The 26,005-nt window shown below is 67.7% G+C and carries 23 protein-coding genes; 13 read left to right on the top strand and 10 right to left on the bottom strand.

What is annotated here, in order from left to right; genetic code table 11:
* The first annotated feature begins 113 nt into the window (after positions 1–113).
* Positions 114–2,075: a hydantoinase/oxoprolinase family protein gene (locus ACYVAN_RS03275; RefSeq protein ID WP_460955465.1), complete on the top strand. Its 1,962-nt coding sequence runs from the start codon at positions 114–116 to the stop codon at positions 2,073–2,075.
* Positions 2,068–3,645: a hydantoinase B/oxoprolinase family protein gene (locus ACYVAN_RS03270; protein ID WP_460955463.1), complete on the top strand. Its 1,578-nt coding sequence runs from the start codon at positions 2,068–2,070 to the stop codon at positions 3,643–3,645. Before ACYVAN_RS03275 ends, ACYVAN_RS03270 begins: the two co-directional genes overlap by 8 nt.
* Before the next feature lie 85 nt (positions 3,646–3,730).
* On the opposite strand, the gene dhaL is transcribed toward ACYVAN_RS03270, so the two are convergent.
* Together dhaL and ACYVAN_RS03260 are read right to left on the bottom strand one after the other, a co-directional pair.
* A complete protein-coding gene (gene dhaL, locus ACYVAN_RS03265) occupies positions 3,731–4,372 on the bottom strand; it encodes a dihydroxyacetone kinase subunit DhaL (protein ID WP_460955461.1) in 642 nt (213 codons plus the stop codon).
* Positions 4,373–4,448: 76 nt separating this feature from the next.
* Positions 4,449–5,465: a dihydroxyacetone kinase subunit DhaK gene (locus ACYVAN_RS03260; protein WP_460955459.1), complete on the bottom strand. Its 1,017-nt coding sequence runs from the start codon at positions 5,463–5,465 to the stop codon at positions 4,449–4,451.
* 291 nt (positions 5,466–5,756) lie between these two features.
* On the opposite strand from ACYVAN_RS03260, the gene ACYVAN_RS03255 reads away from it, so the two are divergent.
* The 3 genes from ACYVAN_RS03255 (at position 5,757) to hrpB (ending at position 9,907) form a co-directional block, all read left to right on the top strand.
* Positions 5,757–6,881: a baeRF2 domain-containing protein gene (locus ACYVAN_RS03255; protein WP_460955457.1), complete on the top strand. Its 1,125-nt coding sequence runs from the start codon at positions 5,757–5,759 to the stop codon at positions 6,879–6,881.
* A 95-nt stretch (positions 6,882–6,976) separates the two neighbouring features.
* Positions 6,977–7,303 carry a DUF2795 domain-containing protein gene (locus ACYVAN_RS03250; protein WP_460955455.1) on the top strand — a complete coding sequence of 109 codons (327 nt, stop codon included), beginning with the start codon at positions 6,977–6,979 and terminating at the stop codon, positions 7,301–7,303.
* A gap of 117 nt (positions 7,304–7,420) precedes the next feature.
* Positions 7,421–9,907 (top strand): ATP-dependent helicase HrpB, encoded by a 2,487-nt coding sequence (gene hrpB / locus ACYVAN_RS03245; protein ID WP_460955453.1) that lies wholly within the window; start codon positions 7,421–7,423, stop codon positions 9,905–9,907.
* Here the strand turns inward: hrpB and ACYVAN_RS03240 are convergent.
* The 4 genes from ACYVAN_RS03240 to ACYVAN_RS03225 all read right to left on the bottom strand — a co-directional run bounded on the left by ACYVAN_RS03240 (position 9,889) and on the right by ACYVAN_RS03225 (position 12,552).
* On the bottom strand, positions 9,889–11,097 hold the full coding sequence (locus ACYVAN_RS03240; protein ID WP_460955451.1) for a site-2 protease family protein: 1,209 nt from the start codon (positions 11,095–11,097) through the stop codon (positions 9,889–9,891). The genes hrpB and ACYVAN_RS03240 overlap by 19 nt on opposite strands.
* Before the next feature lie 44 nt (positions 11,098–11,141).
* The gene (locus ACYVAN_RS03235; RefSeq protein WP_460955449.1) at positions 11,142–11,417 is read right to left on the bottom strand and encodes a DUF3040 domain-containing protein; all 276 of its coding nucleotides are present in this window, start codon (positions 11,415–11,417) and stop codon (positions 11,142–11,144) included.
* A gap of 154 nt (positions 11,418–11,571) precedes the next feature.
* On the bottom strand, positions 11,572–12,012 hold the full coding sequence (locus tag ACYVAN_RS03230; RefSeq protein WP_460955447.1) for a universal stress protein: 441 nt from the start codon (positions 12,010–12,012) through the stop codon (positions 11,572–11,574).
* Between the two features lie 132 nt (positions 12,013–12,144).
* A complete protein-coding gene (locus tag ACYVAN_RS03225) occupies positions 12,145–12,552 on the bottom strand; it encodes an Hsp20/alpha crystallin family protein (RefSeq protein WP_460955446.1) in 408 nt (135 codons plus the stop codon).
* A 276-nt stretch (positions 12,553–12,828) separates the two neighbouring features.
* On the opposite strand from ACYVAN_RS03225, the gene ACYVAN_RS03220 reads away from it, so the two are divergent.
* The 3 genes from ACYVAN_RS03220 to ACYVAN_RS03210 all read left to right on the top strand — a co-directional run bounded on the left by ACYVAN_RS03220 (position 12,829) and on the right by ACYVAN_RS03210 (position 15,004).
* Complete coding sequence (locus tag ACYVAN_RS03220; RefSeq protein WP_460955443.1) at positions 12,829–13,251, top strand: universal stress protein; 423 nt, start codon at positions 12,829–12,831, stop codon at positions 13,249–13,251.
* A gap of 527 nt (positions 13,252–13,778) precedes the next feature.
* Positions 13,779–14,552 (top strand): sporulation protein, encoded by a 774-nt coding sequence (locus ACYVAN_RS03215; protein WP_460955441.1) that lies wholly within the window; start codon positions 13,779–13,781, stop codon positions 14,550–14,552.
* Positions 14,553–14,854: 302 nt separating this feature from the next.
* Positions 14,855–15,004, top strand: coding sequence for a hypothetical protein (locus tag ACYVAN_RS03210; RefSeq protein WP_460955439.1), 150 nt, complete (start codon positions 14,855–14,857; stop codon positions 15,002–15,004).
* 278 nt (positions 15,005–15,282) lie between these two features.
* On the opposite strand, the gene ACYVAN_RS03205 is transcribed toward ACYVAN_RS03210, so the two are convergent.
* Positions 15,283–16,185 carry a universal stress protein gene (locus tag ACYVAN_RS03205; RefSeq protein ID WP_460955437.1) on the bottom strand — a complete coding sequence of 301 codons (903 nt, stop codon included), beginning with the start codon at positions 16,183–16,185 and terminating at the stop codon, positions 15,283–15,285.
* Positions 16,186–16,400: 215 nt separating this feature from the next.
* Here ACYVAN_RS03205 and ACYVAN_RS03200 point away from each other — a divergent pair, with 215 nt between their 5' ends.
* The 5 genes from ACYVAN_RS03200 to ACYVAN_RS03180 all read left to right on the top strand — a co-directional run bounded on the left by ACYVAN_RS03200 (position 16,401) and on the right by ACYVAN_RS03180 (position 21,677).
* A complete protein-coding gene (locus ACYVAN_RS03200; protein ID WP_460955435.1) occupies positions 16,401–16,835 on the top strand; it encodes an FHA domain-containing protein in 435 nt (144 codons plus the stop codon).
* Between the two features lie 175 nt (positions 16,836–17,010).
* Positions 17,011–17,985 carry a nitroreductase family protein gene (locus tag ACYVAN_RS03195; RefSeq protein WP_460955433.1) on the top strand — a complete coding sequence of 325 codons (975 nt, stop codon included), beginning with the start codon at positions 17,011–17,013 and terminating at the stop codon, positions 17,983–17,985.
* 576 nt (positions 17,986–18,561) lie between these two features.
* The gene (locus ACYVAN_RS03190; protein WP_460955431.1) at positions 18,562–18,966 is read left to right on the top strand and encodes a DUF5313 family protein; all 405 of its coding nucleotides are present in this window, start codon (positions 18,562–18,564) and stop codon (positions 18,964–18,966) included.
* 238 nt (positions 18,967–19,204) lie between these two features.
* Positions 19,205–20,209: a sigma-70 family RNA polymerase sigma factor gene (locus ACYVAN_RS03185; protein WP_460955428.1), complete on the top strand. Its 1,005-nt coding sequence runs from the start codon at positions 19,205–19,207 to the stop codon at positions 20,207–20,209.
* 256 nt (positions 20,210–20,465) lie between these two features.
* Positions 20,466–21,677: an MFS transporter gene (locus tag ACYVAN_RS03180; protein WP_460955426.1), complete on the top strand. Its 1,212-nt coding sequence runs from the start codon at positions 20,466–20,468 to the stop codon at positions 21,675–21,677.
* A 58-nt stretch (positions 21,678–21,735) separates the two neighbouring features.
* Here the strand turns inward: ACYVAN_RS03180 and ACYVAN_RS03175 are convergent, their stop codons facing one another.
* The 3 genes from ACYVAN_RS03175 to ACYVAN_RS03165 form a co-directional block, all read right to left on the bottom strand.
* Positions 21,736–22,389 carry a TetR/AcrR family transcriptional regulator gene (locus ACYVAN_RS03175; protein WP_460955424.1) on the bottom strand — a complete coding sequence of 218 codons (654 nt, stop codon included), beginning with the start codon at positions 22,387–22,389 and terminating at the stop codon, positions 21,736–21,738.
* 229 nt (positions 22,390–22,618) lie between these two features.
* On the bottom strand, positions 22,619–24,115 hold the full coding sequence (locus tag ACYVAN_RS03170) for an FAD-dependent oxidoreductase (protein ID WP_460955422.1): 1,497 nt from the start codon (positions 24,113–24,115) through the stop codon (positions 22,619–22,621).
* Between the two features lie 14 nt (positions 24,116–24,129).
* On the bottom strand, positions 24,130–25,971 hold the full coding sequence (locus ACYVAN_RS03165; RefSeq protein ID WP_460955420.1) for a transketolase: 1,842 nt from the start codon (positions 25,969–25,971) through the stop codon (positions 24,130–24,132).
* Positions 25,972–26,005: the final 34 nt, after the last annotated feature.

The raw sequence follows: 26,005 nt of genomic DNA, 5'->3' as shown, positions 1-26,005 counted from the left end.
ACGCTCGTGGCCGCGAACGGTAGTTGATCGCGGTTCGGTCACCTCGCCCGGGATTCGAAGTCCACCCGCGCAGGTACCCGAGGAGGGACGGGGATCCGGCGGGGGAGAAGACGGTGGAACGGTCCGAGGCGTTCGCGGGGGTGGATGTCGGCGGCACTTTCACGGATGTCGTGGTGCATGCGGGCGAGCGCGGACCGCGCACGCTCAAGGTCCCGACTACGCGCGAGAACCAAGCCGTGGGGGTCGAGCGCGGAGTGGTCGAGGGGTTGCGGTCGGCGACCCCGCGGCTGCTCGCGCATGGCAGCACCACCGCCACGAACGCGGTCCTGGAACGCCACTTGGCGCGATCGGTCCTGGTCACCACCGAAGGGTTCACCGATGTGCTGCAGATCGGGCGACAGGATCGTCCGGCGCTCTACGACCTTTCGGTGACCCGCCCGGAACAGCTGGTGCCGAGCGAGCTCGTGGTGACGGTGCGGGAACGGATCGATTCGAGCGGGAAGGTCGTCGTCCGGCTGACGGACGCGGAGATCGAGGAGGTCGTCCGGCGGGTCGCCGACCTCCGTCCGGAGTCCGTCGCGGTCAGCCTGCTGTTCGCCTACGCGGGACCTGGCCACGAACAGCGCATCTGTGCAGCGCTGGGCGATCTCGGCGTACCGGTCACGCGTTCTTCGGCACTGCTCCCCGAGTTCCGGGAGTACGAGCGGGCCTCGACCTGCGTGCTCAACGCGGCGATCGAACCGGTCATGCGCCGGTACCTGGCCGACCTGACCACCCGACTACCTGGGCCGGCTATCACCGTGATGACCTCCAGCGGAGGAACGGCCGGCGTGGACTTCGCCGCGTCCGCCCCCGTGCACACCCTGTTGTCGGGGCCCGCGGCGGGTGTGGTCGCCGCCGGCGCGGTCGCACGGTCCGCCGGGTTCAGCGATGCCATCGCGTTCGACATGGGCGGTACATCGACCGATGTCTGCCTGATCAGAGGTGGCCATCCCGAGGTGTCGACATCCTCGGAGATCGCGGGGTTGCCGTTCCGGACCCCGGCAGTCGGCATCCACACCGTTGGGGCCGGTGGAGGCTCGCTGGCCTGGGTCGACAGGGGAGGGGCGTTGCGGGTGGGCCCGGCATCGGCCGGTGCCGAACCGGGACCTGCCTGCTACGGGCTGGGAGGCGACGAACCGACCGTGACCGACGCGCACTGCGCGCTGGGACACCTCGATCCGGGACGTGAACTGGGTGGAGGACTCCGGCTCGACATCCAGGCTGCCCGGCAGGCGCTGGACAGGCTGCCACCCGCCGCTGGCGGGGCGTGCGGAGTACTTGCCGTGGTCCGGGCGACCATGACGCGCGCTCTGCGCCGGGTCAGCACGGAGCGAGGCGTCGACCCGTCCGGACTGGCTCTGGTGGCCTACGGAGGCGCGGGACCGCTGCACGCGACCGCCCTCGCTCGGGAACTCGGTTGCTCGGCGGTGGTGGTGCCACCGGTTCCCGGGGTGCTCAGCGCACTGGGGTTGCTGCTCGCTCCCGCTCGGCACGAGGCGTCGAGGACGGTCATGGCTCGCGCCGGCGAGGATCTTGCAGGCGCGTGGGCGGAGCTCGAGGTGGCGGCCCGCCGAGAGCTGGAAGCGCAGGGATTCCCGGGCGAGGTAGTGCTCTCGCGGGTGGTGGATGCCCGGTACGCGGGGCAAGCCCACGAACTGCGGATCGCGGTGAGCGGGGACGCGGACGTCGCCGAATTGCTGCACCAAGCGCATCGTGAATCCTACGGCTACGCCATGTTGGACGAGACGGTCGAAGTGGTCACCCTCCGCGTCATCGCCAGGGCGCAGCCGATCCTGCCGGCGGTCCCCGTCGAGTGGGAGCGGGGAGAACCGGCGGAAGAAAGCTCCAGGAAGATCGACTTGGGCGACGGCGAGGTCACGGCACGGGTGATACCGCGCGCAGCGTTGCACGTGGGCCAGGAAATCGTCGGTCCTGCGCTCGTCGAGCAACCCGACACCACGGTGCTGCTGGGGCCACGGGAAGTGGCGGTCATGGACGACTCGGGCAATCTGGTGGTGCGCCTGCATGGTTGAGCACGAACTCTCGGCAGTGGAGCTGGAAGTATTCCGGCACGCCTTGGCCGGTGTCGCCGAGGAGATGGGCACCGCGCTGCGGCGGGCCGCGTACTCGCCCAATATCAAGGAACGGGCCGACTGCTCCGCGGCCGTCTTCGACCGGGACGGGGAGATGGTCGCCCAGGCCGAGCACATCCCGGTACACCTCGGGGCCATGCCCGCCAGCGTTCGCGCGGTGCTCGACTCCCGCGGAGAACTGGCACCCGGCGAGCAGGTGTGCCTCAACGATCCTTACCTGGGCGGTACCCACCTGCCGGACCTCACGCTGGTAGCGGGTGTCGGCTACGGCGACCGCCTCCTGGGCTACGTGGCCAACCGCGCACACCACGCCGATGTGGGAGGCGCCGCTCCGGGGTCGATGCCCGCCGACGCCACCGAGATCGCGATGGAAGGCCTCCGCATCCCTCCCGTTCTGATCGCGACCGCCAGCGGGATACGTCACGACCTGGTCCACCTCATCGCCGCGAACTCGCGCACGCCGGGAGAACGCCGTGGTGATCTGCGGGCGCAATTCGCGGCCAACCACGTCGGTGCCGTCCGCCTCCGCGAGATCGCCGGACGGTTCTGCTCCGCCCGATTGCGGCGGGCGATGGCGGCGGTGTGCGACTATTCGGACCGCCGGGTTCGGGCAGCGGTGCGGGAAATGCCCGATGGGTGTTATCGCAACTCGGACGAGCTGGAGATCGGTGACGGTGTGACCATCCGGGCGGCTGTGACGATCGCGGGCGACGAAGTGGTGATCGACTTCGACGGGAGTGATCCGCAGATACCGGTGAACTGCAACGCGGTGTACGCGGTGACGCTGTCGGCTTCGATGTTCGCCTTCCGCATGCTGACCGATCCGGGAGCGCCGCCGAACGCGGGCTGCTACCGGTCGCTCCGGGTGTCGGCGCCACCAGGCACGGTCGTCAACCCGGTGTTTCCGGCACCCACTGCCGCGGGCAACGTGGAGACCAGCCAGCGAGTGGTCGACGTCGTGCTGGGGGCATTCGCGAAGGCGGTTCCGGAGCGAGTGCCCGCCTCGAGCCAGGGAACGATGAACAACGTGCTCATCGGATCCGGGCGCGAAGCCGCGTTCAGCTATTACGAGACGTTGGGTGGCGGTGAAGGCGGAACTCCCGAGCGAGCCGGGATGTCCGGGGTGCACACCGGCATGACGAACACGCGCAACACTCCGGCCGAGGCCGTGGAACTCGATTACCCGCTGCGGGTGTGGCGCTACGAGCTGCGCCCCTGTTCGGGAGGTGCTGGACTACACCCGGGTGGTGACGGGCTCGTGCGCGAGATCGAGGTCCTTGCCGAGTGCACGCTCACCGTGCAGTCCGAGCGACGCAGCCACCCCCCGGCCGGGGTCGGGGGTGGGGAGGCCGGAGCGGTCGGTCGCAACACGGTCGTCCGCGCCGACGGAACCGTGGAGAACCTGCCGGGCAAGGGAACCTGGCACCTTCGTCGTGGGGACAGGGTGCGAATCGAAACGCCCGGTGGCGGCGGTTGGGGTTCCCGACCGGCCGACGCCACGCGCAGCTGACGGTGATTCCGGGCAGCTGTTGTGGGGCCGCACCGGCCGGGAAACAGCCTGCTGGACCGATCAGCACCGGTCCTTCATACCCCGGTCAGCGAGCCGACTCGGCACCCGTGGCGTAGAACAGCGCCATGGCGAGCGCCCCCGGATCGGCGACGCCGCGACCGACCTCGCCGACGTAACTGGCCCGGCCCTTGCTGGCGAGGATCCCGGAGGTGGCCTCGGCAGCGGACTGCGCCCGTTCTGCAGCCCGTTCGAACGCCGTGGTGACCGGCAAACCGTCTCGAACCGCTTCCTCCAGAGCTTGGCGGGCGGGATCCAGCGCGTCCACCAGCGTCTTGTCACCGACCTGGGCGCCCCCGAGGGATTGGATCTTGGCCATCCCGTCGGTCGTCGCGGCGAGCAGCTCCCGAGTACCCAACGGCAGGTCCGGGGTGGTGGCACGGGCGAAATGTCGGAACCACATCCCGAACAGCGCACCGCTGGTTCCGCCGGAATGGCCGAGGAAGGACTCGGAGACGACCGTGAACACCTCGGAGGGTGTGTTCGGCTCGGAAGTGTCCAATGCCGAGCGTGCGTGGTCGAGGGCGCCGATGATGTTGTCGCCGAAGTCGCCGTCACCCGCAGCCCGGTCAAGTTCGGTGAACTCGTCGACCCGGTCACCGATCCTGCCGTGGTAGCGGTCGATCCAGGACAGCGTGTCCTTGGTGGTGAGTGCGTCCACCTGGCTCATCGGGATTCCTTTCGGAGAGACTAGCGCGGGACGTGCCCGCGAGTGGATCGGACTCGGTGTGGTCGCGGCGAATTCGTCACCGGGAACCGAGCTGACTCGGCCATCCCGGTGCCGTCGCCGGGGCGTCCCAGTACCGGAGCATCTCGTCGTCGGCGCGGACCAGGGTGATCGAGACGCCCGCCATGTCCAGGGCGCTCACCATCGTGCCGACGAGATTGCGTTCCACGTCGATCCCGTGTCCGCCGAGTAGCGCCTGCAGCTGACCGAACAACAGGTTCAGTTCGAGCTGGTGCGTCGAGCCGAGGCCGTTGACGATGGCGATGACCCGCTCACCCCCGGTAAGGCCGAGCGATTCGATCACCGGAGCGCTCAGCTGTTCCACGAGTTCGCTCGCGGGTGCCATCGGGATGCGTTTGCGTCCACGCTCCCCGTGGATGCCGACACCGAACTCGACCTCGCCATCGGGCAAGTCGAAGGAGGGGCGGTCCCGTCCGGGGTGGGTGCAGGCATGCAGCGCGAGCGCCATGCTCCGGGAGGACTCGGCCACCCGCTGACCGAGCGCGGCGAGCTCGGTCAGCTCCATCCCGGCCTCGGCGGCCGCACCACAGATCTTCTCGACGGCGACCACGGCGCCGGTTCCGCGACGACCAGGCCCCTGATCACCGGTGTCGGTAGCCACGTCGTCGGCCACGAGCACCGATTCGACCGGAATGCCGTCTTCGGACACCAGGTCGGCGGCGATCCGGAAGTTCAGGACGTCGCCGGTGTAGTTCTTCACCACGTGCAGGACACCCGCGTCCGAGTGCACGGCACGAGTGGCGCCCCGGATCTGCAGTGCGTTCGGGGAGGCGAAGACGGCTCCGGGGCAGGCCGCGTCCAACAGCCCGCTGCCGACGAAGCCCGTGTGCAGTGGTTCGTGGCCGCTGCCCCCGCCGGAGACGAGTCCGACCTTGCCGGACGTGGGGGCGTCCGTCCGAACCAGGTAACCCGGAGACGGGACCCAGCGGAGGTGTCGGGGATGCGCGGCGGCCATGCCTTCCAATGCCTCGGCCACCAGCGTTTTCGGCTGGTTGAAGAACTGTTGCGCTGCCAAAGCGGTCCCTCTCCTGTGGGGTGGCGGGGCCAGGCAACTCTAGGTGACGCGAACGACCTACCGCGGTCGGGGAGGGCACCACCGGTAGCGACGTTTGGCACCAACACGCCCGGTGTGGGTAAGAACGGCTGTTTGAAACCGGCTGGTGCCGGGTACCGAGAGCGTAGGCCCGATGTCGGCTCGCCGGGCAGCGCTGCAGGCGGCCCACCGGCCTCTGCGCCGGGGCCTCCGGCCTGCCGACCAGGGAGAACAGCAACATGGTCGCCACGACGACGTAAGGTGACGTCTGAGATGAAACTCGATTTCCTACAGGACCTCTACGGACAGCCAGGCCCTTTCGCGACCGTGTACCTCGACACCTCGGGTGATGCGGAGGACGCGGCCAAGGCGATCGAGCTCCGCTGGAGGTCCGCAAGGGAGCAACTGAGCGGTCAGGGCGCCGACGCCGCCACCCTGCAGGCGATCGAAGACAGGATCGGCGAGCACGACTGGAGGACGGGACGTCACGGCCAGGTGATCGTGGCAACCCGGGGAGAGGTGGTCTTCTCGGACGAGCTGCCCCAACCGCCGACCGAGTTCTCGGACGACGAACTCGCCCAGTACGGCCCGTTGCCGCACCTGATGCCTTACCTGCGGCTCCGGAAGGCCCACGTGCCGTACGTGGTAGCCGTGATCGATCGCATCGGCGCCGACATCCGAGTGGCCAACGTGTCCGGCGAGACCGGTGCCACCAGCGTCGAAGGCGACGACCACCCCGTGCACAAGGCCCGCACCGGCCCAGAGGGCAGCGAGCAGCGGCACCGCAACATCGTCGAGGAGAAGCGGGAGGAGAACGCGAGTGAGGTAGCCCAGGAATTGGGCAAGCAGGCTTCGCGGGTCGGCGCCGACATGGTGGTGTTGGCAGGTGACGTGCAACAGCGGCAGCTCGTTCGCAAGCAGTTGAGCAAGGGCTGGCAGGACCGGGTCGTCGAGATCGAAGCGGGACATCGGGACAGCAACGCCTCCAAGGACACCTTCGAAGCGGAGCTCGGGGAACAGATCCGCGCCGCGATCGATGGCCGGGTGCGGGAGACGATGCAGACGTTCCAGCGCGAACGCGGGCAGCACGACCGCGCCGTCGAGGGATGGCGCGGAACCATCGGAGCCTTCCAGCGCGAGCAGGCGCAGACCGTGCTGTGGACGGTCTTTCCCGGGCGAGCCGAGACAGAGGTGCCGGTGGGTCCCTCGGGCGGCCAGATCGCCCTGGACGAGCAGGAACTGTCCGATATGGGGGTCGAGCAGGTGTCCCGGGTAGCCGCCAGCGACGCCGTCGTGCGAGCGGCGGCCACGAGCAATGCCGATCTCGTGCTCGTCGACGCGGACAGCATGGAACTCTCCGAAGGGGTCGGTGCGGTGTTGCGCTACACCGACTCCTGAGCGTCGTGGCACCCATACCGAGCGGAGTTCCACCGGATCCGGGGGACGCGCTCGGGTGGGTATCGCGCCGATCAAACCGCGGTAACGGAGGAATTATGTCCACCGATCGGGAAACTCTGAAGGCTTCGCTGTCCGGGATGGATTTTCCGGCGAGCAAGGAACAAATCGTTTCCTACGCGGAGAACCACGGTGTCGACCAGGCGACCGTCCGTGCCCTGCGGGCGATGCCACCGGCGGATTACGAGAACGTCGCGGAAGTCCAGCGTTCGGTTCCGATGGACAAGGGCACCGAGGAAGGGCAGTCGGATTCGGACAAGGCGCAGCAGCAACGCCAGGACACGAAGGCCGGACTTGCCGAGCACCAGACCCGGACCCCGGACAACCCGATCGTTGAGGAATTGGGAGAGAACAGGGGGAGCTGATCGCACGCCGACCGCCCGTGCCCAGCGCCCGGGCGGTAGGCACAGACGCGGGGACAGCACGCACGGCCGGGCCACGAGGCCGGGCTCGTGGTCGGCCGGTGGCAACATGTGCACCTGATGCTCTCCGTCCCCGAACTTCCCGACCTGCCGGTGCGTGCGGTCCTCGGCGATGTCACCGACGCCCTGGCCGAACACGGCAACGCTGTCTTGGTCGCACCCCCGGGTACCGGGAAAACGACCCTCCTCCCCCTGGATCTCGCCGCGCGCGGATCACGCGTCGTCGTGGCCGAACCGCGTAGGCTCGCCGCCCGCGCCGCGGCCGAACGGATGGCCGAACTCCTCGGCGAAGAGGTCGGTCGTAGCGTCGGCTATTCGGTACGTGGCGAACGCCGTCGTAGCCGGGGAACGGTGGTCGAAGTCGTGACCTCGGGGCTGCTCGTGCGGCGACTGCAGTCCGATCCCGAGCTCGCGGGCGTGGATGCGGTCATCGTCGACGAATGCCACGAACGGCAGCTCGACGCCGACCTCCTGCTGGCGTTGCTGCTGGACGCGAAGGAAGGCCTGCGCCCGGACCTGCGGGTACTGGCCACTTCCGCGACCGTGGCGGCGGACCGGGCCGCCGAACTGCTCGGTGACGCACCGGTGCTGCGCGCAGAGGTTCGGTCTCATCCCGTCCGGACCGAACACGTGCCCCCGGCCCGGGGCGAGCGGGTCGAAGCGTGCGTGGCGCGAGCGGTCTCGAAGGCGCTGTCCGACCAGGACGGGGACGTGTTGGCATTCCTGCCCGGAGCCGCGGAGATCCGGCGGGTCACCGAACGTCTGAACGGGCTGGACGAGATCGACGTGCTGCCACTGCACGGCAGGCTTCCCGCCCGGCAGCAGGATTCGGCCCTGCGCCGGGGTGAACCGCGCAGGGGTGACCGGCGTCGGGTGGTGCTGGCGACCGCGGTGGCCGAATCCAGCTTGACTGTTCCCGGCGTGCATGCGGTGGTCGATTCGGGGTTGTCCAGGATCTCGCGCGTGGACAACCGGAGAGGGCTTTCCGGGCTGGCCACGGTCCGTTCTTCCGCTGCGGTCGCCGAGCAGCGGTCCGGGCGAGCAGGCAGGCAGGGCCCCGGCATCGCCTACCGCTGCTGGCCGGAACACGAGCACAGCACCCTTCCGGCCTTCCCTGAACCGGAGATCCGGACTGCCGAGCTGACCCGGCTCGCACTGGAGCTCGCATGCTGGGGGACCCCGGATGGCTCGTCCCTTACCTGGTGGGACGTCCCACCGGAAGGTGCGTTGTCCGCAGGGCACGCGGTCTTGCGGGGCCTGGGAGCGCTGGACTCGGCGGGCGGAGTGACCGACCGCGGACGTGAGATGGCCCGGACGGGACTGCACCCGCGACTCGGCCGAGCGATGCTCGACGGTTCCGCTGCGGTCGGTGCCGGTCCCGCTGCCGAGGTGATCGGTCTGCTCGACGACGACACCCTGACGACGGAGAGCGACGTGTCCACCGCGCTGACCCGGCTCCGCGACGGCGCTGCCGGTAGTCAACGCTGGAAGTGGGAGGTGCGCAGGTTGCGGGCGTTGCTTCCTGAGCTGGACGGGGCCGGCGTAACCGTCGAACCCGATGTCGCGCTTGTCGTTGCCCTGGCTCACCCCGAACGGTTGGCGCGCCGGCGGGCGGACGGCTCCCCGGTCTACCTGATGGCTTCCGGGACCGCCGTCGAGGTACCGACCACGTCCGGGTTGGCACGGTCGGAATGGCTCGCCGTTGCGGTCGCCGACCGCTCACCCGGGCGCACGCACGGCGTCGTCCGGCTGGCGACACCGGCAGACGAGGAACTCGCCAGACGTGCTGCCCCGGCGCTGCTGTCCACGGCTCGGGAAGTCGGATGGTTCGAGGGCGACGTGCGGGCGAGTGAAGTGGAGCGGCTGGGAGCGATCGTCCTGTCGGAACGACCGATCCTCGAACCCGCTCCGAACGCGCTTCGCCGGGCACTGCTGGACGGTCTGCAGCGAGAAGGACCCGGATTGCTGTGCTGGGACGAAGACGCGCGTCGGCTGCGGCAACGCCTCGGGTTCCTGCATCGGACGCTCGGTGACCCGTGGCCCGATGTGGCGACGCCCGCTCTGCTATCGGCGGCCGACCAGTGGCTCGAACCGGAGCTCTCGCGAGCCGAAAGACGCGCGGACCTCGGAAAGATCCAGGCGGGCCGTGCGCTGGAGCGCCTCCTACCGTGGCCGCAAGCGCGACACGTGGACGAACTCGCTCCGGACCGGATCGAGGTGCCATCCGGCTCTCGTATTCGGGTCGACTACTCCGAGGAGCACCCCGCGCTGCCGGTGAAGTTGCAGGAGGTCTTCGGCTGGCAACACGTACCGCTGGTCGCCGAAGGACGGGTACCGGTGCGATTGCACCTGCTTTCTCCTGCCGGGCGCCCGGCGGCGGTCACTTCTGACCTCGCCTCGTTCTGGCGGAACGGCTACCCGGATGTGCGCGCGGAACTCCGCGGTCGCTACCCGAAGCATCCGTGGCCGGCCGACCCCGTGACGGCGCCCCCGACCCGCCGGCCGACAGGAGCTCGCGGATCACCGGGTCATCGCGGCCGCCCCTGACCCGGGTACGTCCAGTCCGGCGGTGGCGGCTCGTCTTCCTGCCAGACCAGGTCGGCACCACCCGGAATGGTGATATTCAACCCTCTGGCGGCCACCACGCGGCTGATGTCGGAGGGTGAAACCACGCCGACCACTCGTTCCGGACCGTGCACGACGAGTCTTCCTCCGGCAGCACCGGACAGGCGGGGAAGCACTTCCGCAAGCTGGTCATCGGGGTCGGCGGTAGGAACGTCCGTCGCCGGGCAGGCGACATCGATCAAGGCGGTCCGATCCCGCACCTGCTGCGGAACCGCCCGGAGTTGCCCGAGCGTCACGAGCCCCGAGAACTCTCCCGCGGGGTTCAACAAGGGGAACGAAGAATGATTCCGATCGAGGGCCTCGAAGCGCAGGAAGTGCTCGACCGAGAGCCGCCCGTCCACGGTAGAAACCGGCCCGGACATCACGTCGCGCACGCGAATTCCCGTCAGCTTCGCCCCGACTCGTGCCTGCCGTTCCTCGGCGGAGGCCACGCTCACGACGAACAAGCCCAGCAGGATCCACCACAGACCCTCGTTGTTCTGGTTGAACAGCAGGAGAACGCCGCCCGCGATCAGCACGAAACCGAGTCCACGGCCCGCTCGGGAACTCCACACCGCCGCCCGGTATCGATCACCGTTCCACGACCACAGCACCGCCCGCAGTACTCGGCCACCGTCCAGTGGAGCCGCGGGCAGTAGATTGAACACGGCCAGGACCGTGTTGAGCAGGGCGAGGTAACCCAGTACCACCACCACGAGCTGGTTCATGTTCAGTGCGCCCGCCCCCACGGCCAGGCCACCGAAAGCGATCGCGATGACGAAGCTCGCCGCCGGGCCGACCACCGCGATTCGGAACTCGGCCGCGGGAGTACGAGCTTCCCCACGCAGTCTCGCCACTCCACCCAGCAGCCACAGCGTGATTCCGTCGACGGCGACCCCGTTTCGCCTGGCCACGATCGCGTGCGCCAGTTCGTGGCCGAGCAGCGATACGACCAGCAACCCGGCGGCGGTCAACCCGCTGAGCACGTATCCGATGTGCGAATGCCCGGGAAGGACGGTCGGCAGCTGGTAGACGGCCAGTCCCACCGAAATGAGCAGCACGATACCGAGGAGGCTCCAGTGCACCCCCACTCGCACGCCGGCGATCCGTCCCAGCCGAACCGATTCGTTCAATGCGCCTGCCTATCGTGGCCGCGTGGTTCCCGCAGGGGGTGACTTCAGTCCACCTGCAAGTCGAATCCGCACTTCCGGATCGTGATCAGAATAGCCGTGAGCATCCCAGCTAGGGCGAAACCGGCGCCTTCGGCGAGAATCAGGCACAAACCGGCGGTACCTCCGGTGGCCACCTCGAGCATCACGCGCGGGGGCATGGTGCGCAGCGACCACCACCGGTTCGCGCTCGTGTCGGTCAACCGGCGGGCGAACTCGGGGTCATCGTTCAGGAGCCGGTCCTCGATCTTCTCGAGGCGGCGTCGTTCGTGTCTTGGCAACATGGGAGACCTCCGGGGGCGGTGGCCGGTTGAAGCGCCACAGGGGAAGACTCACTCAACGGAGTACCCCACCAGAAGAACCGAAATACCCTGAATCCCCGTTTTTCCGCTGCCGCTTCCCCGGCGCCGCCCCGTGGGTCCGCCACGGGGCGGATGGTCACTGTTCGGAAGCGCGTACCACCATCACCGGACACCGCGCGTGGTGTACGCAGTGTTGACTGACCGAGCCCAGCAGTGCCCGGGTGAATCCGCCGTGGCCGCGGTTGCCCACCACCAACAAGCGGGCCTCGGTCGCTTCGGCGGCGTCCAGCAGCGCTCTCGCCGGGTGGCCTTGGGCGACTTCCTTGCGCACCTCGACGGGACCGCCCTCGCCGACGACTTCGTCGAGCACCGTGTTGAGCGCTTTGGCTGTCGTGTTCGCGAAGTCTTCGAGACCGGGGACTTTCCAGTCGTAGATCAACGGGCTGTCCCAGGCCATGAGCGCCGTGAGGCTCCCACCTGTGAGCGTCGCCTGCCGGTGCGCCCAGCGCAACGCCGTTCGAGAGGCGGGCGATCCATCTACGCCGACCACGATGGGGTAGGGCTGCGATCCGTCCATGTCCACCCTCCGGAGTGTTCTTGGGGGCGGTGGCGTCGACCACTGAACGGTGTGGTCGCCACCCGGTCCGCGCTGCGCTCACCATTCCGGTAGGGGCGGATCGGGCAGCGTTCACCGTGCTTCGAGCTATGATCACTTGCCGGTGCGCGCCACCGGGATCTCCCGCCCGGTCTCGACCTCCTTGCGCGGCATGTGGATCGTGAGAATGCCGGATTCGTACTCCGCCTTGATGTCGTCGGGACTGCAGCTGTTGGGCAGCATGAGCGTTCGGCTGAAGGAACCGTAGTGGAACTCGCTGTGCCGGTCGGTTCGTTCTGCGCTCCGGCGCTCCGCGGTAATCTTGAGCTGGTTTCCCTCGACGTTGATGTGGATGTCTTCGTCGGGATCCATGCCAGGAAGCTCGCAGCGGACGATGAACTCGTTGGCTTCGCTGTAGCTCTCGATCCGCATGGGGTGGCGTTCGCCGAAGGGCCACTCGTTCTCGAACCACTGAAGGAGGTCCGGGAAAGCGGAACCCGGTCGTGGGATCAAGTTGGTCATCTCGCGCTCCTCGCTTGTAGGTTCGCCGGATACCAGGAGGATTCCGCGGACGACGCAGCGCGAAACGAGTTTTCGCTCGTCGGAACCGGGAGGAACCGTTCTCCGGGGAACAGGGCGTACCCGCACGCGCCGCTGCGGTCACTCGGGAGACCTGCTGCCGAGCCGTCCGGAGCCGAAGGTGCCGTCGGAATCGGGGAGTGCGGTGATCCCTCGGGGCGGTGCTCTCGCGGCGGGACGCTCGGTTGCCCGGCGGTGCGCGGGAGCGTGGAGGCGGATATGGGATGTCGACGGGTGTACCGCGTTGTCGTGGGCGTGGACGGGTCCGAACCGTCCCGGGCGGCGCTGCGCTGGGCGGTGTGGCACGCGGGATTGCTCGACGGTGGTGTCACCGCGCTGACCGCGTGGAACTTCGAGTCCGTCCACAGTCCCGACGTGCCCCCGGGTACGGACTTTACCCACGCCGTCGAGCACGCCCTGTCCGCTGCTGTGGAGAGTTCCTTGCCCGCGGGCAGCACGACGGAGGTGTGGGAGCGGGTGGAGCGCGGGCATGCCGCGACCGCGCTGCTGGATGCCGCTCGCGACGCGGACGTGCTGGTTGTGGGAAGTCGTGGTCACGGGGGTTTCATGGGCGCGCTGCTCGGGTCGGTGAGTCAGTACTGCGTGACGCACGCGAGCTGTCCGGTGGTGGTGGTCCGTTGACGCGTTCCGGCGGCCTTTCGAGAGTGTTCCGCGCGTGGTCTCGATCGAACGGGGGTTATCGATTTGCGTGCTTGATGAACCGCATTCACTATGGCGTCGAGATGGCTTCGAGGAATCGGGTCGGGGGTGATCACCGGTGAACGACCATGTCGCCTTGCGCTCGCGCATTCACGAGGCTCGAGCAGCTTTGGTGCAGGCCGAAGAAGCGGGGCTCGAACACGAAGTCCAATTGCACAGTCTGAGAATGCAAGGATTGTTGGAACGTGCCGCCGAAATCGGGGCGGACGTTTCCGAGTGGAGTTCGTCGGGGTAGGGCGCGGTGGAGCCCTCCTCGTACAGGCGAAGGGGTGGCCCTTCGCGTTCGCTCGGCAACGGTGCTTGCTGACGGGACGGGACGGACGCGGAGCGCATCATCCGGGAGGACCGTTCGCCGCGGTAGGTTTCGACCGGGCGCTTGTGGCCGAGTCGACGATTCGATTGTCCCATTCCGGTGTGCGAGCGGAGCAGGTACGGAAAACTGTGCGGTCATGTTCAAGAAGATGATGGCCGCTGTCGGGGTCGGAGGCGCCGAGGTCGAGACGGTCCTGCACACGCCGGGTGTCCAGCCAGGTGGAGTGGTTCAGGGGGTGATCCGACTTCGCGGGGGAGACGTTCCGCAGGACATCCGTGGGGTCTACGTCGAGTTCGTGACCCGCGTGGAGCACGAGGGTGACGACGCGGAAGTGAACCTGATGCGCGGGTTCGGGCGGACCGACGTGCACCGCGATCTCGCACTTCCACCCGGGCAAGTGGTGGAGGTTCCGTTCAACCTGCCCGTACCGCTCGAAACGCCGGTCACGCACTACAAGGATCAGCCACTCCGCGGGCCGGTGGTAGCCGTGCGCACGACTTTGGAGATCAGTGGTGCGTTCGACGCGACCGATACCGACCCGATCGGGATCGGCGCGTTGCCTGCGCAGCACGTGCTGCTGGATGCTCTCGAACGTCTCGGGTTCCGGTTGAATTCGGCGGACGTGGAGGCAGGCAGCCTGCGAGGAACCAGGCAAGGGCTGCCCTACTACCAGGAGATCGAGTTCCTCGGTTCTCCGCGGTATCCGCGGCTCACGCAATTGGAAGTGACTTTCATCGCGGCCCCGGACGGCATGGACGTGGTGTTGGAGGCGGACAAGAAGGCGGGATTGCTCACCAACGGCCGGGATTTGCGCAATGTTCTCCGGATCGATTATTCCCGGGTCGGCCAGATCGACTGGGCAGCCGAATTGCACCCTCGCCTGGAGTCGATGGCAAGCGGCTGGCTGTGAGTCGTTTCGTCGGTGCGGACAATCGCGTTGACCGCACCGAGGGCCGGCCGTCGAACTCCCGCGCGCCACAGGAATTCGACGGCCGGCCCTCTGCCTTCCGTGGTCTCGCCGCGACCGGTCGACGATGTACTCGCCCGAAGGTCGTGGAGCGGGAGTAGCGGCGGTGTGCGCAACGCGGATGATCTCCGTGATGCTTGTGGGTGAGAGCACCGGGCAGCCTTGTGCTCCATTCGGCCGTGCGCGTTCGCTACAGGTGGTTCGGCGCACATCTGGGGAATGGACGCGGTTCGATCGTAGGGGTCGTGCTGCCGGGGACGGTTCATGCGTTCGCCCGCGCGAGCTGTCTGCAGTGCTACCAGGTCGAACGGATCGATCTGGTAGCACGGCTCGGTGCGATCGCCGAACTCGTTCCGGAGTTGCCTGCGATGGGGGAGGAAAGGGCGCATGGCTGAGATCCGGTTTCGTGCCGGATTTCGACGTTCCGTCGGGTGGCACGAGCACCTCGGGGGAGGTTTCACCGACATCCGCTCGAAAAGTACGAGCGGGGTTGGAAAGCCACGATCGTCGTCAACTCGGGAGAGTGGGTCCGGGTCGCGGGCGTTCGGGGAGTCCACCGGCGAGTTCACGTACCACTACACATTCTCGACCACGAAGATGAGGGGATGATGCGTCCACCTGCACCGGGACGAGAACTCGCGTCCTGCGAAAGGCGGTTACCGACCCGAGTGAGTCAACGGACGACGGCGATCGGGCAGGGTGCGTAGTGCACGACAGCGTGGCTCACGGACCCCAGCAACGCAGCCTGGATGGTGCCGCGTCCGCGGGTGCCCACCACGAGCAGATCCGCACTCTCCGCAGCGTGAATCAGTGCCTCGGCCGGGGACTGGGTGGTGGTTACCTCGTGGTGGATCACCAGCTCCGGATACCGTTCGGCCGCTCCGGCCAGTGACTCGGCCAGCTCGCGGCGGCACGTATTGGTGATGTCCGCCCAGTCGACCCGCCAGCCCTGATGAGGGGGAATGGCGTCGGTGGGCAGCTCGTTCCAGGCGAGAACAGCTTTCAACTCAGCCCCGTGCCTGGCGGCGAAGTCCAGTGCGAAGTCGATCGCCCGGACACTGTGCCGCGATCCGTCCACGCCCACGACCACATGTTCGATCGGCGAGTCGACCGACTTGTCGCGATGATCGAGCTCCTCTCGCACCACGACCAGCGGTGCCGGTGACTTTCGGACGAGCTCCGCCGCGGTGGAACCGAGCAGGACGCTCCTCGTGCGGCTCCGTGTCGGCGCACCCAGCACCAGCAGCTCCGCGTCCGCGGCGGCGCCTGCCAGCACCTGGGTGGGATGGCCCATGTGGACCTCGGTAGCCACGTCGGTGTCCGGGAACCGACGCCGGCAGTCGGTGACCAGCGAGTCCATCTCCTGCTCGGCGGTGCTGCGCAAAGTCTCCAGATCCAAGGCTTCGCTGGGGAGATGAACGCGGGTGAGCTCCTCCAGCGGGACGGAGTACGCGTGTACGACGTGTAGGGGGCGCCCCCTGCTCACTGCCTCGGCCATGGCCCACCACACCGCCCTGCGAGATTCGGGCGATCCATCGAATCCGACGACTACCGACTCGGTGCGTGGTACCGGCATTCGCGCTCTCCCCAGGGCCTGTGCCAGCGTTCGATCCAGGATGGCGTCGTTCGGCTCCTCGTGCAGTTCGGACTCGCCGACGCGGGTGAGCGGCCCCACACGGCATCGTGGGACTAAAGACCTCGCCGATATCGGCAGGTGCAGGGCATCCTGGGGTTGGTCGCGCAAGGTGACCGGGTGTGCACGTAATGAATCCGAACTATCGGGGAGAAGCGATGACGAGTGAGGCCCGTTTCGTCACGTCGACGTTGAGCGACGAGCGGCGTGTGGAAGAGCCGAGCCGGACGCGGGATGGGATTGCGATTCCCGCTGCACGTGGAACGGGAGTCGTGCCACACCCGAGGGAAACGGTCGAATCCCAGGCTTACCTGCTCGTGAGTCGCGGGCCCGAAGCAGGGCACCGCTTCGTCCTCACCCAGGAGCCCATCTCGTTCGGGCGGCACCGCGAGAGCGACGTGTTCCTCGACGATGTCACGGTATCGCGCCACCACGCCCAGATCCTTCGCGAAGAGGAACGCTACGTCCTGGTAGACGTCGGATCGCTCAACGGCACGTACCTCAACCGCGAGCCGATCGAGCGTGCCGAGCTGACCGATGGGGACGAGATCTGGATCGGAAAGGCGCGGTTCGTCTTCCGCGCCGAGGGCTGAGAAGCACCGCCGACAGTCGGCGAATCGGAGCACACACGCGGGCCCGACCCGGTCGGGCCCGCGTGTCCCGGTGCGTCCGGGCGGGTACTCCTTCAGGCACAGGCACAGGCACAGGCACAGGCACAGGCACAGGCACAGGCACAGGCACGCAGAGACGAGACGTCGAGGTGCTGTCATGAGCGGTGAGGAGTCGGTAGGGGCCACCAATGGCGGTGCCCATGCCGCGGAGAATCGAGCGTGGTCCGCCGAGGAGCGGGACACGATCGAGCGTGCCGTAGCGCAGGCACCGTCCGTGCACAGCATGCAGCCCTGGTCGCTGGAGTTGACCGGCAGAGCAGTGACGGTGCACCAACGGCGGGACCGGGAGTTGGTCCGGCACGATCCGGACGGGCGGGATCGGCGCATCTCGTGCGGTGCGGCGGTGGCGAATCTCGTCGTGTCCCTGCGTGCGATCGGGAGCCTTGCCGACGTTCGGTGGGCCGTTGGTGAGCAAACCGACGTGGTGGCCACGGTCGTCGAAGTGGGCCCGCACGAGCCGACGACGCACGATTCGTCGTTGCACCGTGCGATCGAGCAGCGCACGAGCTACCGGCGGCGATTCGCCCGGGACGGATTGAGCGATCCCGAGCGAGCCTCGTTGCAGCGGGCGACATCGTCGCCGGACGTCGACGCCCGGTGGTTGGCTGGTGCCGAGGAGGCGTTGGTGCTAGCTCGGCTACTCGATTACGCCGCGCGGATTCGTCGGGGCGACTCGCGGTACCAGCGTGAGCTGGCCATGTGGACTTCGGGATCCACGGACGGTGGCGCGGGTGGCGGGATACGGCGGGATGCGTTCGGCGAGGCAGGGCTCCCGGCAGTGGGATTGGTCTCGTCGGAGGCCAGGCTTCCCGATGAAGCGCGGTTGGCCTCGTGGATCCAGGAGGAAGCGGTCCTGGTGCTGTGCACCCCGGCCGACGATGCGCACGCGCACTTCCGGGTGGGTGAAGTGGCCGAACGGGTCTGGCTGGAAGCGGTCGCTGCGGATCTCGCCGCGTCGGTGATGACGCAACCACTGCAGCTCACGGAGGTGAGGTCGTCGCTGGTTCGCCAGCTCGAGCTTTCCGGGACGCCGCACTTGCTGATGCGGTTCGGTCGTCCCGCCGAGGCCTGACCACGAGTACCACTGAACGTGCTCGTGGAAGAGTCGGCGCTTCCGCTCCGCGGTGATGCCTCCGCAGAAGTTTTACGCGATGAGGATGACGCTGACGAAGAACGTAGCGTGCGCCCAGCAGTAGGTCCGGGGGCGAGCGCGTGGTGGCGGCGTCCGTGCTTAGCGACGCCTTTGATCGTGTTGTGGTAGCCGTGTACCTCGAGTGCTGTGTGATGTGCGCGAGCGCGTCGTCGACGACGCCACCGATGGGTAGAGCGAGCGGAACAGCCGTTGCCAGCGCTCGCGGAGGAACTGCGAGTGCTTCTCGACGCTCTCGCGTGCCGGCCGGAACCGTGCTCGGAATGCTCGAAGAGCGCAGGCCATCGGGCCGGGTTTCACGAGCCGAAAACATGATCAACCGGTACCGGAGATGCTGAACTCCGTTCGGTCCGTGCTGGTGGAGGAGGTAGATTGATCGAGGGTGGTGCTCCCCGCACGGCGCGGCGAGTGCCGGGGGCACGGACGGGCGCGGCCGGCCCTACGAGTGCGGCTGGCGAGCGTCACGACGTGCACCGACCGTGAAGCGAGAGGTTGATGATGAGCGAAGGGGAGCGACTGCGGCCCAACCCGCTGTGGTGGATCTGGTACGCCTTCGGCGGAAGCCTGCCGGATCGCCATCGCGAATGGGTGCTGCACGACATCACCACGCGAACGTGGGTCCTGCGGCACATCGCGCGCACGCTGGTGCAGATCTCCCCGGGCCTGTTGATCCTCCTCGCGCCCGGGCCGCTGTGGATCGTGCTCATGTCGCTGCTGGGCGGCGTCATCCTGTCCGTTTGGTACTCGCTCTCGTACATGGAGCACACCAGCGAATACCGGCTGGCCAAACACGGGTACGCGCTCGGCACGGGTAAAGCCGTCCGCAAGCGGAGCAAGGCCGCCTTGCACGCCGAGCAGGCGGCGCGTTATTCGGCCATCTACCGGAGCGGGGACACGACCTGAGGCATATCACGGGCATGCAGCTCACGCGCGAAACCGGGGAGCGGTGATCGGTCCGGTGGGCACGTAGCGCTGCGGACCGGCGCTGTCGCACCTCCCGAGCGGCCCCTCCCGGCGGGATGACCGCTGCGGGATCGCCGTTTCGTCCCCGAGTGCGGTTCCGCCGAAACAGCCCTTTCCGCTGGATCGCGGCTTGCCCCGGGCTTACAGTCGAGTCCTGGACGGCGGAAGGAGCGGTGTGGTGGGTGATCCGGTCGATGGCGTCACCAACGCGGAGTTCCCGCGTCTGGCCGATTCGTACCGGCGTGAACTCCTGGCCCACTGCTATCGGATGTCGGGATCGGTGCACGATGCCGAGGACCTCGTGCAGGAGACCTACCTGCGCGCCTGGCGCGCGTACGACCGGTTCGAAGGGCGGTCGACGCTGCGCACCTGGCTGTACCGAATCGCGACGACGGTATGCCTGACGGCGCTCGAGAACCGCAAGCGACGCCCGATGCCCACCGGTTTGGGCAGCTCCGGTTCCGATCCGGCCGATGATCTCGTGGAGCGGCGGGAAGTACCGTGGCTCGAGCCGATGCCGGACGTACTCGTCGATGACGACCGAACGGATCCGGCAACGATCGTCACATCTCGGGAGAGCACGCGATTGGCCTTCGTGGCCGCTCTTCAGCATCTCCCTCCCAGGCAACGCGCCGTGCTGCTCCTGCGCGAAGTCTTGAAGTGGCGCGCCTCGGAGGTCGCCGAGTTCCTCGGAACCACCGTCGCAGCGGTCAACAGCGCGATGCAGCGTGCCCGCGCGCAGATCGACGAGGCGGTACCGAACGAGGACGAGATCGTCGAACCGGCCGAGCCGGATCAGCGAGAACTGCTCGACCGCTACGTCGCCGCCTTCGAGGCCAAGAACATCCCCGCTCTCGTGGAGCTGTTCGCTGCCGACGCGGTGTGGGAAATGCCGCCGTTCGACGGCTGGTACCAGGGGCCGTCGGATATCGGGCGCCTGGTCGACACCCGGTGTCCGGCTGGGCCCGGTGATCTCCGATTGATGCCGACGAAGGCGAACGGACAACCGGCCTTCGGGGTGTACATGCGGAGCGCGGACGGTGGTTACGAACCTTTTCACCTGCAGGTGGTGACGTTGTCGCCTGCTGGCGTCGGTCACGTGGCCGCGTTCTTCGACTCGCGGTTGTTCGACAAGTGCGGCTTGCCGCCCTGGTTGGTTTCCGGTCTCCACCCGGTGCGCTGAGCTGATCGGAAGAGCGGCCGGCCCCGTGGTTCGTCTCCCGCGACTGTCGAGGCCTTCGTTCGATGTCGGTTGTCGGGATGGTTGCTGTTGGGAGGGCATGTCGCTGCCTGCCGGAGAGTCGCCGATCAACGCAGGTGACGTCCGGGCAGACAGCTGTAAGCAAGGCCACAGGTCGGGGCGCGCCGGTACGGTGTTCACCCGGCGGGGGCTGATCTAGCGTCGACAGCTGATTGCGGGCGATCAGCTGGATGGGGTCATGTCGGGAAGAACGTGGTTTCGAGTTGCGCTCGCGATGTTCGCGGTCGGCTGGGGCGCCAACCAGTTCGCGCCGTTGCTGGGCGTGTACCGGACGGAGCAGGGACTACCCGAAGCGGCGGTCACCGCGATGTTCGGCGTGTACGCGCTCGGCCTCATCCCGTCGCTGGTGGTCGCCGGGCGTTACTCGGATCGGCACGGGCGTCGGGGCGCCGTCCGGTTGTCCCTGGTGCTGTCCCTGGTCGCCTCGGTGGTGCTCGTCGCCGGTGTCGTTCGCCCGGAACTGCTGTACTTCGGGCGGCTGCTGGCCGGAGTCGCCTCCGGAGTGTCCTTCAGTGCGGGTAGCGCCTGGGTGAAGGAGCTGTCCGCCGGTGCGCCCGAGGGTGCGGGGGCGCGACGCGCGGCTCTCTCACTGTCGGGTGGTTTCGGCGGGGGACCGCTGATCGCGGGTGCCGTGGCGCAGTGGGTGCCCTTTCCGGAGGTCACTCCCTACCTCGTGCACGTTCTGCTCGTACTCGTCGTCCTTCCACTCGCGTGGTCGGCTGCCGACCCGTCCGCGCTGCGCGCGCCAGGGAGTGGCGGACCACGACAACCGCTGTTCCCGCGAGCGGCGCGGGGCGTCCGGTTCGTCTGGGGTGTGGCGATCTGGGCGCCGTGGGTGTTCGCGACCGTGACGATCGGATTCGCGGTGGTCCCTACGCTGGCGCCGGAACTCACCCCCGCCCACCCGATCGCCTTCGCTGGCGCCCTCACCGGGCTGGCACTGTTCACCGGCATGCTCGTACAGCCCCTAGCCCGGCGCATCGGCCGTGGTGGTGCGCTGGCTCCCACGGTTACCGGGTTGCTGATGACCGCCGGTGGTCTTGGCTTGGCTGCCCTGACCGGGTTGACGCGCAACTCCTGGTTCGTGCCACTGGTGTGCGTACTGCTCGGTACGGCCTACGGCATGCTCATGGTCTCGGGTCTGCGTGAGGTCGAGCGGTTGGCGGGCCCTGGAGAGTTGGGCAGCCTGGCCGCGGTCTTCTACGCTTTGATCTACGTAGGATTCGCGGCTCCTTACCTGCTGGCGGTACTCGCACCTCGATTCGGCCACGTCGAGTGCCTGCTGTGGGGATCGCTGATCGCTCTCGCCGCGGTGCTCCCGGTCGTCGCGGTATCCGGTGAGCGGGGAGGCAGGCCGGCCGAACCGGTCGGCAGCGCCGTGCACAGCTGAGTGCGCGATCCGGGCACCGGATTTGTCGCCCTCGGGGAGGGGTGGACGGTGTTCGTCGTCAGATCGAGCGCGGACCGAAGGCCGAGCTGAACACGGCCATGAGCCTGCGTGCGATCAGCGCGGCGTCTTTGCTGTCCATCCCGTACAGCCCCAGCACGGGGTCGAGTCCGGGAACGTGCCGCGCGACCGCCAGATGCGGCAGAACCAGCAGAAGCAGGGCGAGGAAGGCGTCGATATCGGCGTCGGAGCGCAGGTCGCCGCGTTGGCGTGCATCCTCCAGCAGCGGGCGGAGCACTTCGAGGTAGTACTCGTTGGCGGTCTCCCGCACGATGTGCCGTGCGGCCGGGTCGCCTTCGAGGTTGACCGCGGCCGTAATACCCAACTCGAGCGGGTGATCATCGAAGTAGTCGACCCACTCGGTGATCAGGTTTTCCAGCACGGCGAGCATCGGCCGGTGTTCCGGTTCCAGCGCTATCAATCTGCGGACCATCTCATCGCGAATGCGCCCGGCGGTCTGCGCGACGATGTGGGCGTAGAGGTCGAGCTTCTCCGGGAAGTACTCGTAGATCCGGTCCAGCGTCACATCGGCGCCGGAAGCGATGGTGCGCAGATCCGAGTTCGAGAAGCCGCGCGCGGAGAACTCGTCCTGAGCGGCCTTCTCCACTGCGGACTGCTGATCAGTGGTCAACTGATCCCATGCGGTGCTCGGCACCGAACCTCCAGGGATTCCTCGGTGGATCACTCGTCCGTGAGGATCCTATGTTGTGGGCGTGCTCGCTGTGTGTCCCGGGAGCGCCAGGATGCCGAAACCGGGTGGGAACGTGTTCGAGTGCGGATCGGTGACCAGCGGCGAAGGCAGGTGACGCGATCGAGCAACGCGCGGGTTGGAAACCTTGGGGCCGGTCGGAGCGGTGGTGTGCGTCGGAATGAGGGAACGCGGATCAGGGACGGTCCTCATGGGGTTTCCGCAACGGGTGCACGGCCGGACCTTCCAACACCTCGCCGTCCACGTCGAATCGCGACCCGTGGCAAGGGCAGTCCCAGCTGAGTTCGGCACCGTTGAACCGCAACAGACACCCGAGGTGCGTACAGCGCAGGGACACGACGTGCAGGAGTCCGTCGTGGTCGCGGTACACCCCGTTCGGCTCACTGTGCTGCCGCACGACCCGAGCTTGTCCACGGGCGACCTTTTCGACCTCAGTGGCCTGCCCGGGAGCGATCCGGTCGGCGACGAAGTCCATCCCGGCGTTGAAATTGATCCGCGCCAGCGATGCGGAAGAACTCGCCGAGAGCCGGGTGGGGGAGAAGGCCTCGCGCCACGGCGTGTCGCGCCCGCCGATCAGGTCGGCGAGCAGCATCCCCGCGAACGTTCCTCCGGTAAGTCCCCACTTCATGAACGCGGTGGCCGCGTAGACGCGTGCGGACACCGGTGTGTAACTGCCGACCATGGGAAAGTGGTCGTATGACGTGGGGTCCTGCGCCGACCAGCGATGGGTGAATTCCTCGACGTCCCAGTGCTTCCTGGTGAAATCCTCGAGCTGTTCGTAGCGCGTTTCGCTGATGCCGCGCGCGCCGGTCGCGTGCCCTTCCCCGCAGACCACGAGCAGATCACCGCAGGAACGCAGCGACCGCGTCGGATTGCCGGGATTGATCGACAATCCGCTTGGAAGCTCTCCGCGCGTTCGGGCGGCGATGCAGTACGAGCGTTTCGGTTCCAACCGCGCGAAGTAGAGGCCCCTGTCGAATATCGGATAATGGGTGGCGACCACCACCTGATCAGCGGTGACCAGACCGCGGGTGGTCTGGATCCCACAGGGAGCACCTTCGTCGAGTCCGACCGCTCGGGTGTTCTCGTAAACCGCGCAACCGTCGCCGTGCACGGCCGCCGCGAGCCCACCGGTGTACCGAACGGGGTCGAACTCCAGCTGGTCGGCCAGCGCCACCGAGCCCTTCACCGGAAACGGCAGGTCGGTGTCTTCTCGGAATTCCACCGGAAGTCCGGCTCGTTGCGCCGCTTCGACTTCACGTACCACCGCCCCTAGTTCGACGTCGTCGGTGGCGTAGGTATAGGCATTCCGATGACGCAGACCGCACTCGATGGACTCGCCGTTGGCGAGATCGACCAGCTTGCCAACGGCGGCCATTGAGGCGGCTGCGTACGTTTCGGCGGCTTCTCGGCCCCGGTGGGAGTTAATCGCCGAGTACATCGTGGACTGGAGTGCGCTCACTTTGCCGGTGTTCAACCCGGTTGCACCGGAAGCGACCCCGCCGGATTCGAGTACGGAGACCCGGCAGCCCTGTCGTTTGAGCAACAACGCGGTCGTCAATCCGGCAATACCCGCACCGATGACGACCACGTCGAAGTGCCGATTGTCGTCCAGGGCGGGGTAAGCGGGCTGTTCGCCCTCCTGCCAGAGCGAGTGCCGCGCCTGCGTCATGAGCGCCTCCGGAATCAGACGGCGCTGTGCTCGCGCACGAGTTCGAGCGCCGTCGCGGCGATGTCCTCCGCGCTGATCCCCGCTTCGTGGAGCAGTTCCTGCGGGGTCCCCGAGCCGGGCATGCCGGATACGGCGAGGGTTCGGACGGGTGTGCGCGTCGATCCGGTGGCGAGTGCGGTGAGGACCGCTTCACCCAATCCGCCCTCGGGCCAGTGGTCTTCGGCGGTGACGATGCCGGCGGTGTCGCTAGCTGCCGCTGCGAGCGCCTCGGCATCGATCGGCTTGATCGAGTACAGGTCGAGCACTCGGGCGTTGATGCCGTTGTCCTGCAGGATTCCCGCGGCGCGCAAGGACTCGTGAACCGTCACGCCCGCTCCGGCCAGCGTTACGTGGTCTCCGTCCCGGACCACCTTGGAACCGCCGATTCGGAAGGTTTCATCACGCCCGTAGAGTACCGGCGCTGCGCCACGGCTGGCGCGCAGGTACGAGATACCGGGCTGATCCGCCATCAGCTCGACGAGCGCGGCCGTCTGATTTCCGTCACACGGGTAGAGCACGGTGCTTCCGTGCACGGCGCGCAGCGCGGCGAGGTCTTCCAACGCCATCTGAGAAGGACCGTCCTCGCCGATGGCGACTCCGGCGTGCGACCCAACCAGCGACATGTTCGCTCTGCTGACGGCGGCCATGCGGATGAAGTCGTATGCGCGGGCGAGAAATGCGGCGAAGGTCGAGGCGAACGGCCGCCAACCCCGCGCCTGCATGCCGATGGCAGCGGCGAGCATCTGCTGCTCGGCGATGTACATCTCGAAATACCGTTCGGGATGGGCTTCGCGGAACATCTCGGAGTGCGTGGAGTTCGAAACCTCGCCGTCCAGGGCGACCACATCACCGCGGCGGTTGCCGAGGGCGCGCAGCGCTTGCCCGTACGCCTTCCGGGTAGCGACCTCGGTACCCGGATCGAAGCGGACGGGCTCGTCCTGCCGCAGCGGGAACTCGTGGACCGGCCGGTCGTGGCTCGGCCTGTCCGGCTGTACTCGCAGGTCCCGTTTTCCGCCCAGCTCTTCGATGGCTTCGACGGGGTTCTTCAGCGGCTTGCCGTGGGCGCCGAGGGCATCCTCGACATCGCGCACGCCCCTGCCCTTCTTGGTGCGCGCGACGATCATGGTCGGTCGACCGTGCGTCGCGGTGGCGGAGGCGAACGCGGACTCGATCTCATCGAGGTCGTGACCGTCGATCTCGATCGTGTGCCACCCCGAGGCTTCCGCGCGGGCGGAGTACGAATTCAGGTCCCAGCCGTGCATCGTTTCACCGGTTTGGCCGAGCCGGTTGACGTCGACGACCGCGACGAGGTTGTCCAATCGCTCGTGCCCTGCGTGTTCGACCGCTTCCCAGATCGAACCCTCGGCCATCTCGCTGTCGCCGCACAACACCCAGACCCGATAGGGCAATCGGTCGAGCCGCTTGCCGGTCAAGGCCAGTCCCACACCGACCGGCAGGCCCTGACCGAGTGAGCCGGTGGCGACATCCACCCACGGCAGCCGTGGGGTCGGATGGCCCTCCATCCGGCTGCCGAACTTGCGGAAGGTCAGGAGTTCCGCGTCATCGACGGCGCCGACCGCCTTGAAACACGAGTACAGCAGCGGAGAGGCGTGGCCTTTGGAGAAGATGAGGTGATCGTTCCGCGGATCACCTGCATGGTCGAAGTTCAGCCGCAGGTGCCCGTCCAGCAGCGTGGCCATCAGGTCCGCTGCGGACATCGACGACGTCGGGTGGCCGGAGCCGCCCGCGTCACTTGCTCGGACGGAATCCACCCGCAGCTGCTGGGCCAGTTCGTGCCTGAAGCTCATTCGTTCCACTTTCCTTGCTTGCCCGCGGGAGTCGGCTTCGAAA

Source organism: Parasphingorhabdus pacifica (assembly GCF_054779195.1).
The sequence above is the reverse complement of the archived record's forward strand: the minus strand, read 5'-3'. Positions and strand labels throughout refer to the sequence as shown.

Bases quoted from the DNA above. Each gene is read 5' to 3' on its own strand.
- ACYVAN_RS03270 (WP_460955463.1), top strand. From the start codon at position 2,068: ATGGTTGAGCACGAACTCTCGGCAGTGGAGCTGGAAGTATTCCGGCAC.
- dhaL (WP_460955461.1), bottom strand. From the start codon at position 4,372: ATGAGCCAGGTGGACGCACTCACCACCAAGGACACGCTGTCCTGGATC.
- ACYVAN_RS03255 (WP_460955457.1), top strand. From the start codon at position 5,757: ATGAAACTCGATTTCCTACAGGACCTCTACGGACAGCCAGGCCCTTTC.
- ACYVAN_RS03250 (WP_460955455.1), top strand. From the start codon at position 6,977: ATGTCCACCGATCGGGAAACTCTGAAGGCTTCGCTGTCCGGGATGGAT.
- hrpB (WP_460955453.1), top strand. From the start codon at position 7,421: ATGCTCTCCGTCCCCGAACTTCCCGACCTGCCGGTGCGTGCGGTCCTC.
- ACYVAN_RS03235 (WP_460955449.1), bottom strand. From the start codon at position 11,417: ATGTTGCCAAGACACGAACGACGCCGCCTCGAGAAGATCGAGGACCGG.
- ACYVAN_RS03230 (WP_460955447.1), bottom strand. From the start codon at position 12,012: ATGGACGGATCGCAGCCCTACCCCATCGTGGTCGGCGTAGATGGATCG.
- ACYVAN_RS03225 (WP_460955446.1), bottom strand. From the start codon at position 12,552: ATGACCAACTTGATCCCACGACCGGGTTCCGCTTTCCCGGACCTCCTT.
- ACYVAN_RS03220 (WP_460955443.1), top strand. From the start codon at position 12,829: ATGGGATGTCGACGGGTGTACCGCGTTGTCGTGGGCGTGGACGGGTCC.
- ACYVAN_RS03215 (WP_460955441.1), top strand. From the start codon at position 13,779: ATGTTCAAGAAGATGATGGCCGCTGTCGGGGTCGGAGGCGCCGAGGTC.
- ACYVAN_RS03205 (WP_460955437.1), bottom strand. From the start codon at position 16,185: ATGCCGGTACCACGCACCGAGTCGGTAGTCGTCGGATTCGATGGATCG.
- ACYVAN_RS03200 (WP_460955435.1), top strand. From the start codon at position 16,401: ATGACGAGTGAGGCCCGTTTCGTCACGTCGACGTTGAGCGACGAGCGG.
- ACYVAN_RS03195 (WP_460955433.1), top strand. From the start codon at position 17,011: ATGAGCGGTGAGGAGTCGGTAGGGGCCACCAATGGCGGTGCCCATGCC.
- ACYVAN_RS03190 (WP_460955431.1), top strand. From the start codon at position 18,562: ATGAGCGAAGGGGAGCGACTGCGGCCCAACCCGCTGTGGTGGATCTGG.
- ACYVAN_RS03180 (WP_460955426.1), top strand. From the start codon at position 20,466: ATGTCGGGAAGAACGTGGTTTCGAGTTGCGCTCGCGATGTTCGCGGTC.
- ACYVAN_RS03170 (WP_460955422.1), bottom strand. From the start codon at position 24,115: ATGACGCAGGCGCGGCACTCGCTCTGGCAGGAGGGCGAACAGCCCGCT.